This is a genomic window from Aeromonas sp. QDB62 (genome assembly GCF_027705695.1).
GTDB classification, from domain to species: Bacteria; Pseudomonadota; Gammaproteobacteria; order Enterobacterales; family Aeromonadaceae; genus Aeromonas; species Aeromonas allosaccharophila.
Genome location: NZ_JAPDCD010000048.1, coordinates 16,157 through 28,961, shown reverse-complemented (window position 1 = coordinate 28,961; position 12,805 = coordinate 16,157). Strand labels below are relative to the sequence as shown.

Genomic DNA, 12,805 nt, shown 5'->3' with positions numbered 1-12,805 from the left:
GGGAGTCACATGGAAGATCAGATCCTGGAAAACGGGAAAGGTTCCGTTCAAGATGCCACTTGTGTATAAGAGTCAGGCACTGGGCTTTCTGCTCTGCTACGAGCTGGTGACCCTCACTACCTACTGGCTGGTCAAAACCAACCCGGAAGCAGCCAAACAGAGCCGTCTCTACTTGGTGATGAACCATATCGGCATGGCGCTGGTACTGGTCGCCTTCTGGCTGCTCTGCCGCGACAGCGGTTCGCTGGAGTTCGCCGCGCTGCGCGAGCACCATCTGACGGGCGCCCTGGCATCCCTGGTGTTCCTGCTCAGCTTCTGCGGCTTTGGCCTGCGTGCCGGTTTCGTACCGCTGCACGGCTGGCTGCCGGTGGCCGAGCCCGTTGCGCCGTCCCATATCTCGGCGCTGATGTCCGGCGTCATGGTGAAACTGGGGCTGCTCGGCGCGCTTTATCACCTGCTCAACCACGCCATCTTCAAGAGCCTGCTGTTTATGGGCACCGGCTCCGTGATGTTCCGCCTGCACACCCGCGACATGGACAAGATGGGTGGCCTCGCCAAGCTGATGCCCTGGACCGCGCTGGCGTTCCTGATCGGTGCCATGGCCATCTCGGCGCTGCCGCCGCTCAACGGCTTTGTCAGCGAGTGGTTTATCTATCAGGCGCTGCTGTCCATGACCAAACTCGGCACCTCCGTCGTCGCGCCGCTCGCGGTAGTGATGCTGGCAGTAACCGGCGCCATGGCGGTGATGTGCTTCGTCAAGGTGTATGGCATCTGCTTCTGCGGTGCACCGCGCAGCGAGAAGGCGAGCCACGCCCGCGAAGTGCCGGGCGCTATGGTGGCAGGCACCCTGCTGCTGGCCGCGGTCTGTCTGGTGCTGGGTCTGGGTGCCCCCTGGATTGCCCCCCATATCGCCAGCTACGGCCAAGCCTTGGTAAGCAGCCAAATGAACGTGGCCACTGGCGCCACCCTGCTGCCGCTGGATAGCAGTCAGGCGATCCTCTCCCCGCCCGTTATTGCCATCACCTTGCTGGGTCTGTTCCTTATCCCGTTGCTGGTACTGGCCATCTTCAAGGGGCCCAAGCTCGGTCGTCGTCACGCCGGCACCCCGTGGGCCTGTGGTTACGCCTATGAGGAGCGCATGAGCCTCACCTCCGGCGGTGTCACCCACACCTTGCGCCAACTCTGCGCGCCGCTCTATCGCAAGCAGCCGCAGCTCGATCTGGCCAGCGCCCTGCACGGGGTGAGCGATACCAGCGGAACGACCGGCTGGCTGCTGCACGGTGTAGTACTGGCGCTCTTTATCCTGATGGCTGTAGGAGTCTGATATGCCTGTTCTTGAAATGCCGAGCTGGGGCATGGTTGCCCTCGCCCTGACCCAGGCCATCGCCATGCTGGCGCTGGCCCCGCTCGCCACCGGTTTCAACCGGGTGCTACGAGCCAAGATGCACTCCCGTCAGGGGCCGGGCCTGCTGCAGGATTACCGTGATATCGCCAAGCTCCTGCGCCGCCAAGAGGTGACCCCCGAGCCTGCCGGCATCATCTTCAACCTGATGCCTGCGCTGCTGATCGCCGCCCTGTTGCTGGTAGGAATGGCGCTGCCGACCCTGACCCAGGAATCCCCCTTCCCCATCGCCGGGGATCTCATCACCGACATCTATCTGTTCGCCATCTTCCGCTTCTTCTTTTCGCTGGCGGGTCTCGACAGCGGCAGCATGTTTGCAGGGATCGGTGCCCGCCGCGAGCTGACTCTCGGCATTCTGGTGGAGCCCATTCTGGTGCTCGCCTGCTTCATCATGGCGATGATGGTGGGCAGCTCGGATCTGGGCAATATCAGCCGCTATGTGGCGACCCAGCCGCTGGCCGCGCCCATCGCTACCCTCTTGGCGGGCGCCGCCTGCGCCTTCGCGGTGTTTGTCGAGATGGGCAAGCTGCCCTTTGACTGCGCCGAGGCCGAGCAGGAGTTGCAGGAGGGGCCGCTCACCGAGTACTCCGGGGCGGGCCTGGCCCTGCTCAAGCTCTCCATCGGCCTCAAGCAGCTGGTAGTGGTGCAACTCTTTCTGGTGATTTTCCTGCCCTTCGGCAAGGCGGCCAACTGGAGTCTGCCTGCGCTCATCGGCGCAGCACTGATCCTCGCCTGCAAGCTGCTGGTGGCCTTTTTGCTGGCCGGCATCATCGAAAACGCCATGGCCCGTACCCAGTTCGTGCGCACCCACAAGCTCACCCGCTATGGCTTGGGGCTGGCCCTGCTGGCGCTGCTCGCCTATCTGGTCGGGATCTGAGCCATGCCCGCCAGCACAGCGACTTTTTCCGATTTCACCTTTTCCGAATGCTCATTCCCGAACATTAAAGTGAGAACTGCATGACCATCGCCATTTCGGATCGCATCGGCTGCGACTACATCCAGCAGGTGCGAGCCCAACTGCCCCACGCCATCGTCGACGAGGAGTGGCAAACTGCCGATCAGGCCACCATCACCGTCAAACCCACCAGCCTGGTCGAGACGGCCAGTCTGATTTTCCATCAGCTGGGGGGCTGGCTTCCGCTCTCCTTTGCCAATGACGAGCGCAGCCTCAACGGCCACTTCGCCGTCTACCACGTCTTCTCCATGGAGGGCGACACCAAGTGCTGGCTCACCGTCAAGGTGCTGGTGGATGCCGATACCCAGGAGTACCCCTCCATCACCCCGACCATTCCGGCGGCGGTGTGGGGCGAGCGGGAGATCCGTGACATGTACGGCCTGCGCGCCATCGGCCTGCCGGACGAACGCCGTCTGGTACTGCCGGATGACTGGCCGGAGGATATCCACCCGCTGCGCAAGGACGCCATGGATTATCGCCAGCGCCCGATGCCCACCACCGACACCGAGACCTACCCCTTCGTCAATGAGCTCGGCAGTGATGCCAACCGTATCGTGCCGGTCGGCCCGCTGCACATCACCTCCGATGAACCGGGCCACTTTCGTCTGTTCGTCGATGGCGAAGACATCATCGATGCCGACTACCGCCTCTTCTATGTCCATCGCGGCATGGAAAAACTGGCGGAAACCCGCATGGGCTACAACGAAGTGGCCTTCCTGACCGACCGGGTCTGCGGCATCTGCGGTTTTACCCACAGCGTCGCCTACACCACCTCGGTAGAGAACGCCATGGGTATTCCGGTACCGGAGCGGGCCAAGATGATCCGCGCCGTGCTGCTGGAGGTGGAGCGCCTGCACAGCCATATCCTCAACATCGGCTTGTCGAGCCACTTCACCGGTTTCGACACCGGCTTTATGCAGTTCTTCCGGGTGCGAGAGAAATCCATGACCCTGGCCGAGCTGCTCACCGGTGCCCGCAAGACCTACGGCCTCAACCTGATTGGCGGGGTACGCCGCGACATCTTCAAGGAGGATCGCATCAAGGGTGCCCAGCTGGTGCGGGAGCTCCGTGATGAGCTCAAACCCCTGGTGGCCATGCTGCTGGATACCGCCAACATCTCTTCCCGCCTCATCGGTATCGGCAAGCTCGAGCCGCAGATTGCCCGCGATTTCAGCTGCGTCGGCCCTATGGTGCGGGCGAGCGGCTTCAAGCGCGACGTGCGCCGGGTCCACGACTTTGCCGGTTACCGTGAGTTGCCGATGGAGATCCAGACCAAGGCGGGTTGCGACGTGCAATCCCGGGTGCTGGTGCGGATCCACGAGCTCTACGACTCCCTCGACATGATTGAGTTTGGTCTTGAGCACCTGCCGGAAGGGCCACTGCTCACCGAAGGGTTCACCTACCAGCCGGGCAAGTTTGCGCTGGGCTTTACCGAAGCGCCCCGCGGCGAGAACGTCCACTGGAGCATGACCGGGGATAACCAGAAGCTGTTCCGCTGGCGCTGCCGCGCCGCCACCTACGCCAACTGGCCCGCTCTGCGCTACATGCTGCGCGGCAATACCGTGGCGGATGCGCCGCTCATCATCGGCAGTCTGGATCCCTGCTACTCCTGTACCGACCGGGTCACCCTAGTCGACCCCAAGAAGGGCAAATCCACCGTGGTCTCCTACAAGGAGATCGAGCGCTACGGCATCGATCGCAAAAACTCTCCGCTGAAATAAGGGGTCATCATGATCAAGCTGTTCAAGACCATCCTCAAGGCTGGCACCCCGACCGCCAAGTACCCCTTCGCTCCTATTGATGTGAACCGGGATTTTCGCGGCAAACCGAAATATCAGGCGGATCAGTGCATCGCCTGCGCCGCCTGCACCAAGGCCTGCCCGGCCAACGCGCTGGTGATGGAAGTGGACATGGAGACCGGCGAACGGCGCTGGGAGATCTCCATGGCGCGCTGCATCTTCTGCGGCCGCTGCGAAGAGGTCTGCCCGACCCGCGCCATTGCCCTCTCCCCCGAGTTCGAACTGGCGGTAACCAACAAGGCGGATCTCTATGAGGAGGCCCGCTTCGCGCTGGCCCCCTGCACCCTGTGCGGCACCTACTTTGCCCCGAGCAAGCTGGTGGCGCTGGTGGAGGACACCCTCAAGCAGGCGGGCACGCCGCTGGCTCGCGATGCCAAGCCGCTAGCGCCGCCAGAGCGGCTGCACCACTGCCCCGATTGCAAACGAAAACAGAGCATGCTGAGCCAGCCTGACTCGGCCCTGATCACACCGATAGCCACACCGATGGCCGCACAAAAGGAGTGGATGTGATGAGCAAGATCAAAGGCATAGAACCGGTTGTCGGCCATGCCCATACCCGTGCCGTGCCGCTGGCACAGGATCCCGAGATCACCAAACTCAAGAAGACCCTGCTCAAGGACATTCGCCGTTCAGCCTATGTCTACCGGGTCGATTGCGGCGGCTGCAACGCCTGCGAGATCGAGATCTTCGCCACCATCACCCCGCTGTTTGATGCCGAGCGTTTCGGCATCAAGGTGGTTGCCTCCCCCCGCCACGCCGACATCCTGCTCTTTACCGGCGCGGTGACCCGGGCGATGCGGGTACCGGCCCTGCGCGCCTACGAGGCGGCACCCGATCCCAAGATCTGCATCGCCTACGGCGCCTGCGGCTGTGACGGCGGCATCTTCCACGACCTCTACTGCGTCTGGGGCGGCACCGACAAAATCGTACCGGTGGATGTCTATATCCCCGGCTGCCCCCCCACTCCGGCAGCCACCATCTACGGCTTCGCCGTGGCGCTCGGTCTGCTTGAGCAAAAACTCAAAGCCACCAGCCACGAGGTGCAACCGGGTGAGCGGGTCGAACTGCGCCACACCGGCATCCCCAACGAAATCCGGGTAATGATCGAGCGCGAAGCGCGCCGCATGGCCGGTTACCGTCAGGGGCGGATCATCGCCGACGAATTCATGGCCCTGCTCGAAGGGGCGACCCAGCAGGATGTGGATCTGCGCATCCAGAGCTACCTCGATCAGCACGACGATCCGCGTCTGGCGGAGATCGTCAACAACCTCGCAAACGCCTGCCTCAACCGGGCGGCCGGCAAGGGAGAGGCGGTGCATGGCTGACGAGGTTTTCTTCTATCGCCTGTCGCGCAAGTTCGTCGACGAGCAGTTCGACGTGCCGGAAGAGGCCAAGGAGGTGATGTACTACAGCCTCGCCATCGGCCACCACCTCGGCATTGTCGATTGCCTGCGAGCAGACCTGGTCTGCTCGCTGACCGGTTATCGCGACTGGGTAGCCAAGCTGCCCGCAGAGAGTGAAGCGCGCCGCAAGATGGAGGGGTTTCTCACCTTTGGCGAGATCACCATCTATCGCGAGCACTGCCATATGCTGGCCTGCGCCTTCGACCGGCTGCGCAAAACCGACAATCTACTCGATGAGCAGGAGCTGGGCTGGACCAACACCTTTATGGATCAGCTCACCGCCCTCTTTAACGACCCCCATATGTACCTGATGGTAAGGAGCCGCTGATGGGCTGCAATCTCGTGTTGACCGTGGGCAATGCCATGATGGGGGACGACGGTGCCGGCCCCTATCTTGCCGACAAACTGCAAGCCGCCCCCCTGCCCGGCTGGATCCATATCGACGGCGGCATCGCGCCGGAAAATGTGGTCTACAAGGTGCGGGAGCTGCAACCGGAGCGGGTGGTGCTGGTGGATGCCGCCGAGATCGGCGAGAAGGCGGGCACCCTGCAGGTGATCCCCCCCGAGACCATCGCCGAGATGTTTATCTTCTCGACCCACAACATGCCGCTCAACTTTTTGATCGACGAACTCAAGACCTTTGTCCCCGAGGTGATCTTTGTCGGGGTACAACCGGCCATCGTGGCGTTCTCCTTCCCGATGACCGAGATGGTGAGCGAGGCGATGGATTATCTTTATCAGCATCTTGATGCCGCCAGGGATACCGGTCTGTTAATAGATAAACTGGATCAGTGGAATATTGCCAACGCCAACCGGTGATTATTTATTGAGTTGTTAACGACCGTTATTGACCAACGGTTCAGGCAATGTGATCGAGGCCCGATGTTAAATTAAAAACATCGGGCTAATTGTGCTGAACTTGATATAAAACAAGGTTCTTTGATTTTTTCAAAAAATCGCTAACTCTCGCTTTTTTATGACAAAAAAAGCGTTGCCAGTCACAGAAATTTGCCACAAAATGGCGACCGTTACGGAAGTTGATGGGGTCTGGTGGCCTCCTCGGTCTTCAAAACCGATGTGAGCCGAGAAGGCTTTGGCAGGTTCGATTCCTGCCTCTTCCGCCAAATTTATCTATTGAACAAATACTCTCTCGCTGAATTTTTCGGCCTGAATGTTATTTCCATTGTTTGTTCAATATGTTTGAAGTAATACCTTAAAAAAGGTGCTTGCCGCTTGCCAATATAATCCGAACTCAGGTTATCTCGCTGGCCAAAAATTAATTTATCAGTATTGATGAATGCATTAATTTATACCCGCTCATTGATGCACCCAGTTTGCACTCATCCGCAAATCGCCAGCAGTGCCATAACCCGTCAGCTCGGCCTCTCTATCGGCAAACCGGTGCGCATCCCGAACCCACGCATTGCACTGGTAATCCCATGCCGAACTCGTCTCACGCGCCAGCCATCCCCCACCGCCAGCCCGCATCAGGTACGGCTGCCGACGATTCTCTGCCAGATTCACAGCAACAGCCCAACCAGCAACAAACACGCCGTTTGCCACAAGTGGAACAGCTGCTGCAGCAACCCTTTCTCGCCGGTTTTATCGAGGCGCTGAGCCGCCCGCTGGTGACTCAGGCGGTGCGCGACACCCTGAGCGAGCTGCGCCAGAGCGAAGATTTTCGCCTGCATGGCGTCGCCCCCGAGCAGATCGAGGCGCTGATTGCCAAACGCTGCCAACAGCAGTTGCGCCAGCGTCAAACCCGGGTGATCAACGCCACCGGCACCCTGGTGCATACCAATCTGGGGCGTTCGCCGTTAAGTGCCGATCTGTGGGACGAGGTGCGTGACCTCAACACCGGCTACAACAATCTGGAGCTGGATCTCGCCACCGGCAAGCGCGGCGGGCGCAAGGGGCTGATCGCCCCCCTGCTCCGTTGCCTCACCCAGGCCGAGGATTCGCTGGTGGTCAACAACAACGCCGCCTCGCTCTTTTTGCTGCTGCAGGAGGTGGCCAAGGGGCGCGAGGTGATCGTCTCGCGTGGCGAGCAGATCCAGATTGGCGGCGGCTTTCGCATCCCCGACATTCTGGCCCTCTCCGGCGCCAAACTGGTGGAGGTGGGCACCACCAATATCACCACTGCCAAAGATTACCTCGATGCCATCACCGATCAGACCGCGCTGGTGCTGATGGTGCACAGATCCAATTTCGCCATTCGCGGCTTTACCGAATCCCCCGATATCGGCGAGGTGGCCCGCGCCCTGCCCGAGCAGGTGGTGCTGGCGGTGGATCAGGGCTCTGGCTTGACCAGCGAAGATTTTGCGCCGGACGAAACCTCGGTGCGCCAGTACATCAAGGCGGGGGCGGATCTGGTCTGCTACTCAGGTGACAAGCTCTTGGGTGGCCCGCAAGCGGGCATCATCAGCGGCCGTAGCGACCTTATCAAGCGGCTGGAAAAACACCCCATGATGCGCACCTTCCGCCCGAGCCGCATCGTCTACTCCCTGCTGGAACGCCTGCTCATCCACAAGCTCAACAAATCCCCCATCGGCGAGGGCATCGCCCAGCGCACCTTGAGCAACCCGGCCGCCATGCAGGCGCGAGCCTCCCGGCTGATGGCCGCCCTGCCCGGCTGCTTTGTGCCCGTTCCCGCCCAGCTGGTGGTGGGCGGCGGCACCTTGCCGGATGAGTTCTACCCGGCCCCTGCGCTCGAATGCACCGACCCGCGCCCGGCCCAGCAGTTGCTCGATGCCCTGCGGGAACTGCCGGTGCCGGTCATTGCCACCGTGCGCCAGCAGAAGGTGCTGCTCAATATGGCCACCCTGCTGCCGACCGAGATGGAACTGCTGATCGCCCAACTCAGGGAGTTGCTGCTCCCCGCCCCGTTCAATGCAACAAATGCGACCGAGGAGCCCTGATCCCATGACTTCCTATCGCACCGTTATCGGCCTTGCTGGCCACGTAGATCACGGCAAAACCCTGTTGATCAAGGCCCTCACCGGCATCACCACGGCCCGCGCCCATGAGCAGGCCATCGGCATGACTCAGGATCTCGGCTTTGCCCACTTCGACGACGGTCAGGGCAACACCATAGGCGTCATCGACGTGCCCGGCCACGAGCGCTATATCCGCAATATGGTGGCGGGGCTCTGGAGTCTGGATCTGGTGCTGCTGGTCATCGCCGCCGACGAGGGGTGGATGCCGATGACCGGCGATCACCTGCGCCTGCTCAAGGCGATGGGGGTGCCGCGCCTCTTGGTCTGCATCAACAAGTGTGATCTGGTCTCCCCCGACGAGCTTTTACTGCTTGAAGAGAGCCTGCTGGAACGGGTGATGGACGAGAGCAGCATGGTGCCCGATATCGTCAGCGTCAGCGCCAAAACCGGCGCCAATATGGCTGCCCTGCACACCGCCATCGTGCGCCAACTTGCCGATCTGCCAGCCTCACAAGCTGCCCGCGAGCAGAGCGCCCCGCGACTGTATGTAGACCGTGTCTTTACCGCCAATGGCACCGGCACAGTGCTCACCGGCACCTTGCAACAGGGCCGCCTCAAGGTGGGGGACAAGCTGCGCCTCTACCCCGCCGATCGGGAGGTGCAGGTGCGCTCCCTGCAGGCCTATCACCAGAGCGTCGACGAGATTGGCGCCGTCTGCCGGGTGGCGGTGGGCCTGAAAAAAGTGCCTCACAAGGAGGTGGCCCGCGGTCACTGCCTTACCAGCACTGCCGGTCAGTGCGAGGCGGCCACCCACCTTATCGTGCGGCTAAATGAGGTCGGCGGCAGCATCCGGGAACAGCGCAACCGCGAGGTTGAAATCGCCCTCGGCAGCTGGCATGGCCGGGCCCGTTTCGTGCCCATCAAGGATACCCGGCTGGCGCGGTTGATCTTTACCAGCCCCATCCCCTGCTTTTTCGGCCAGCCGCTCGCCATCATTCGCCACGGCAGCAGCGAACTGCTGCACGGCGCCCGCATCGTCTGGTGCGGCGACATCCACCCCGCCAGACGCAAGGCGCTGCACGCCCTGCTGGGCGAGCTGCCGGATCTGCTGGAACACTACAACCCGGCCGCCCTGCAACTGGGGCTCAACGGCTATGTGCTGGCCAGCCGCTTTCACCAGCGGCCCGAACAGGTCACCCCCCTCGCTGACTGGCTGCTGGACAACCACTGGCTGGCCCAAAGCCGCGCTCACCTGCTCGCTACGCTGGCCAGCGAACCGCTCAGCGCCGCCGAGCTCGCGACCCGCTTTGGCATCGCCCTGCCGGTCATTCAGGCCCTGCTCCAGCAGCTCAAAAGCGAGCAGCTTGTTCGCCTGCACCATGACAAGTGGCAGCCGGGCAACGGCGAGTCGGAAGATGATTTGGGGGAAGAGGCACAGCTGGTGCTCAAGGTGGTGCGAGATCAAGGCAAGGAGGGGTACGAGCCCGGTAAACTGGGCCCCGGCGGCGTGGAGCTGGATCCCTTTATCACCCGCAAGCTGCCCGCAGCCCTGCAGCAGGGCTTGCTGCAAAAAGGCGCGTTGCAAAAGCAGCTGCGCAACCTGGCGCGACTCAAGTATCTGGTGCAGCTCGATGGCCCCATCTACTACGACGCCGCCCTGTACAACCAGATGGTCGCCGCCGTGCTGGCGGGCCAGCAGGTGGGAGATCTGATCGACATGGCATCCCTCAAGGAGATCACCGGTTTGTCACGCAAATACGCCATTCCGTTCTGCCTGCGCATGGAGATGGATGGCTGGGTACGGCGCGAGGAGAACGAGCGCCGGGTACTGCGTTTGCCAGCCCCTCAAGATGAGATGGAGCCGGCATGAGCGCCACCATAGCCCCCTCTGGCTCTTCCAATCCTGTGGCCACCCGACTGCGCCGCGAATTTCATATCGACGGTATCGTGCAGGGGGTCGGCTTTCGCCCCTTCGTCTATGGGCTGGCGTTGCGCCACGGCCTTGCCGGCTATGTGTTGAACGATGCCAATGGCGTCACCATCGGCGCCGAGGGCTCCGCCGAGCAGCTGGCCAGCTTTGCCCGCGAACTGCGGGAGCTGGCACCGCCGCTTAGCCGCATCGATCATTTCAGCGAGCGGGAACTGCCCCTCGCTCATGATCCCGACTTTGATGGCCAATTTCATGGCCAGTTTCGAATTAAAGCCAGCCAGCAGCAGAGCGCCGCTACGGTGGCCATCTCGCCGGATCAGGGAATGTGCGAGGCGTGCGCCAACGATGTGGCCAACCCTGCGGATCGCCACCACCACTACCCCTTTACCAACTGCACCCACTGCGGCCCGCGCTACACCATCATCCGCCGCCTCCCCTACGATCGCCCCCATACCGCCATGGCGGACTTTGCCATGTGCCCGCGCTGCGCGGCAGCCTATGAAAACCCGCTGGACAGACGCTACCACGCCCAGCCGGTGAGCTGCCCCGAGTGTGGGCCGCATCTGACCTGGCGCAGCGGCCTCGGCGATGCGCTGGCCGAGCGTGGGGATGCCCTGCAGGCTGCCGCCCGCGCTCTGCAAGCGGGCGCGCTGATTGCGCTCAAGGGGATGGGGGGCTATCACCTGATATGCGATGCCCGCAATGAACAGAGTGTCGCCAGATTGCGAACGCTCAAGCGGCGCGCGCGCAAGCCGCTGGCGGTGATGATGGGCTCCCTTGCCGAGGCCAAATTGCATGTCACCGGCAGCGAAGAAGAGTGGCAGCTGCTCGCCTCTCAGGCCAGACCCATCACCTTGCTGCGCAAGCGAAAAAACGATGATCGGCTCTCAGAATCCCGACAGTCAGCCGCGCCGCTGGCCGAGGGGATCGCCCCCGGCATCCCCTACCTCGGCGTCATGCTCCCCTATACCCCGCTGCACCAGCTGCTGCTGGATGCCTGCGCCATGCCGCTGGTGGCCACCAGCGCCAATGGTCGCGGCAGCCCGATCCTTATCGAGTGCGAGGCGGTGGTCAGGGAACTCGGCAGCGAGATTGACGGCATCCTGGATCACAACCGCCCCATCCTGCACCCATGCGACGACAGTCTGGTGCAGTGGGCGGGCGGGCGGCGCCAGACTTTGCGCCTCGCCCGGGGCTATGCCCCCTGCACTCCCAGCCTGAGAGAGGCGGTCAGGGTGCCACTATTGGCAGTCGGGGCGCAGCAGAAGAACCAGCTGGCGCTGGCTTTCGGTCGCCAGCGCATTTACAGCCCCTATATCGGCGATCTGCACAGTTTGCCGATGCAGGGTCACTTCGAGCAGACTCTCGCCACCTTTCGCGATCTTTACGATCTCAAACCCGAATTGCTGGTCTCGGACTGCCACCCGGGCTACCTCAGCCATCTGTGGGCCAAGGGCTATTGCCGCGAGCACAGCGCCACCCATATCGAGGTGCAGCACCATCACGCCCACCTGCTGGCTGTGATGGCCGAGCACGACATCACGGGCCCTGTGCTGGGTTTTGCCTTTGATGGCACCGGCCTTGGCGATGACGGCACCCTCTGGGGTGGCGAGCTGCTGATCGCAGACATTCAGGGCTTTGAGCGCGTTGCCCACCTCAAACCCTTCAAGCTGATCGGCGGCGAGGCGGCCATTCGCGAGCCAATGCGCCAGCTGCTGGGGCTGCTGTTTGAATCGCACAGTCCTGAGCAGATCAGCGCCCTCGATATTCCGTTGATCAACACGTTGACCCCTGAGCGGATCAGCAATCTGCACCAGCTCTGGCATCTCGGTCGCAACGCCCCCTACACCAGCTCCATCGGTCGGCTGTTCGATGCGGTGGCGGCGCTCTTGGGGGTGATCGACACCCCCGATTACGAAGGCGAGGCCGGACTCCTGCTGGAGGCAGCCGCCTTGCAGCTAACCCCCGATGAAGCGCCCTTCCCCCTCGCCTTTGATCTCAGCCAATCAACGGAAGGGCCACTGCAGATCGAGTGGGCCGAGCTGATCCATACCCTTGTCAGCGAGCAGAGAAAAGGCACCTCCACCGCCATCCTGGCCGCCGGTTTTATCCGCGCCATCAGCGCTCTGGTCATCGCCCTTGCCGAGCGCTTCCCCGGCTATCCGGTGGTACTCGGGGGCGGCGTCTTTCAAAACCGGGTGCTGATAGACCAGCTGGTACCCGCTCTCGAAGCGGCCGGCCGGCAGGTATTGACCAGCGAAACCCTGCCACTCAATGACGGTGGCATCGCCGCCGGTCAGCTCTGGTTTGCCATCCACCATATTGCCACGCACCGCCCAACCACAGCCGGCTGTGCCACCTTGTCGGAGTCCTGAAATCA

General features: G+C 62.4%; 9 protein-coding genes, 1 tRNA gene and 1 pseudogene. All 11 read left to right on the top strand.

The window, feature by feature from the left end; translation table 11 throughout:
* Nucleotides 1–70: 70 nt before the first annotated feature.
* Nucleotides 71–1,324 (top strand): annotated as a pseudogene (locus OKC27_RS19450) (proton-conducting transporter transmembrane domain-containing protein); the annotation flags it as partial.
* 1 nt (nt 1,325) lies between these two features.
* Nucleotides 1,326–2,279: a respiratory chain complex I subunit 1 family protein gene (locus OKC27_RS19445; protein WP_182939592.1), complete on the top strand. Its 954-nt coding sequence runs from the start codon at nt 1,326–1,328 to the stop codon at nt 2,277–2,279.
* Between the two features lie 80 nt (nt 2,280–2,359).
* Complete coding sequence (locus OKC27_RS19440; RefSeq protein WP_167565728.1) at nt 2,360–4,078, top strand: hydrogenase large subunit; 1,719 nt, start codon at nt 2,360–2,362, stop codon at nt 4,076–4,078.
* A 9-nt stretch (nt 4,079–4,087) separates the two neighbouring features.
* Complete coding sequence (locus OKC27_RS19435) at nt 4,088–4,666, top strand: formate hydrogenlyase complex iron-sulfur subunit (RefSeq protein ID WP_017778903.1); 579 nt, start codon at nt 4,088–4,090, stop codon at nt 4,664–4,666.
* The gene (locus OKC27_RS19430; protein WP_005301886.1) at nt 4,666–5,481 is read left to right on the top strand and encodes an NADH-quinone oxidoreductase subunit B family protein; all 816 of its coding nucleotides are present in this window, start codon (nt 4,666–4,668) and stop codon (nt 5,479–5,481) included. Before OKC27_RS19435 ends, OKC27_RS19430 begins: the two co-directional genes overlap by 1 nt.
* The gene (locus OKC27_RS19425) at nt 5,474–5,887 is read left to right on the top strand and encodes a formate hydrogenlyase maturation HycH family protein (RefSeq protein ID WP_182939591.1); all 414 of its coding nucleotides are present in this window, start codon (nt 5,474–5,476) and stop codon (nt 5,885–5,887) included. Before OKC27_RS19430 ends, OKC27_RS19425 begins: the two co-directional genes overlap by 8 nt.
* The gene (hycI, locus tag OKC27_RS19420) at nt 5,887–6,378 is read left to right on the top strand and encodes a hydrogenase maturation peptidase HycI (RefSeq protein ID WP_064336151.1); all 492 of its coding nucleotides are present in this window, start codon (nt 5,887–5,889) and stop codon (nt 6,376–6,378) included. The genes OKC27_RS19425 and hycI overlap by 1 nt, the downstream gene beginning before the upstream one ends.
* 213 nt (nt 6,379–6,591) lie before the next feature.
* Nucleotides 6,592–6,683: transfer RNA gene (locus OKC27_RS19415), tRNA-Sec, on the top strand.
* A 315-nt stretch (nt 6,684–6,998) separates the two neighbouring features.
* A complete protein-coding gene (selA, locus tag OKC27_RS19410) occupies nt 6,999–8,477 on the top strand; it encodes an L-seryl-tRNA(Sec) selenium transferase (protein ID WP_182939590.1) in 1,479 nt (492 codons plus the stop codon).
* A gap of 4 nt (nt 8,478–8,481) precedes the next feature.
* Nucleotides 8,482–10,365, top strand: a complete 1,884-nt coding sequence (gene selB, locus OKC27_RS19405; RefSeq protein ID WP_270694059.1) for a selenocysteine-specific translation elongation factor — start codon at nt 8,482–8,484, stop codon at nt 10,363–10,365.
* Entirely contained in the window at nt 10,362–12,800 is a 2,439-nt protein-coding gene (gene hypF, locus OKC27_RS19400) for a carbamoyltransferase HypF (RefSeq protein ID WP_182939588.1), read from the top strand. The genes selB and hypF overlap by 4 nt, the downstream gene beginning before the upstream one ends.
* Nucleotides 12,801–12,805: the final 5 nt, after the last annotated feature.

What these genes read in the sequence shown, in the direction of transcription:
- OKC27_RS19445 (WP_182939592.1), top strand. Translation starts at nt 1,326, where the DNA reads ATGCCTGTTCTTGAAATGCCGAGCTGGGGCATGGTTGCCCTCGCCCTG.
- OKC27_RS19440 (WP_167565728.1), top strand. Translation starts at nt 2,360, where the DNA reads ATGACCATCGCCATTTCGGATCGCATCGGCTGCGACTACATCCAGCAG.
- OKC27_RS19435 (WP_017778903.1), top strand. Translation starts at nt 4,088, where the DNA reads ATGATCAAGCTGTTCAAGACCATCCTCAAGGCTGGCACCCCGACCGCC.
- OKC27_RS19430 (WP_005301886.1), top strand. Translation starts at nt 4,666, where the DNA reads ATGAGCAAGATCAAAGGCATAGAACCGGTTGTCGGCCATGCCCATACC.
- OKC27_RS19425 (WP_182939591.1), top strand. Translation starts at nt 5,474, where the DNA reads ATGGCTGACGAGGTTTTCTTCTATCGCCTGTCGCGCAAGTTCGTCGAC.
- hycI (WP_064336151.1), top strand. Translation starts at nt 5,887, where the DNA reads ATGGGCTGCAATCTCGTGTTGACCGTGGGCAATGCCATGATGGGGGAC.
- selA (WP_182939590.1), top strand. Translation starts at nt 6,999, where the DNA reads ATGCCGAACTCGTCTCACGCGCCAGCCATCCCCCACCGCCAGCCCGCA.
- selB (WP_270694059.1), top strand. Translation starts at nt 8,482, where the DNA reads ATGACTTCCTATCGCACCGTTATCGGCCTTGCTGGCCACGTAGATCAC.
- hypF (WP_182939588.1), top strand. Translation starts at nt 10,362, where the DNA reads ATGAGCGCCACCATAGCCCCCTCTGGCTCTTCCAATCCTGTGGCCACC.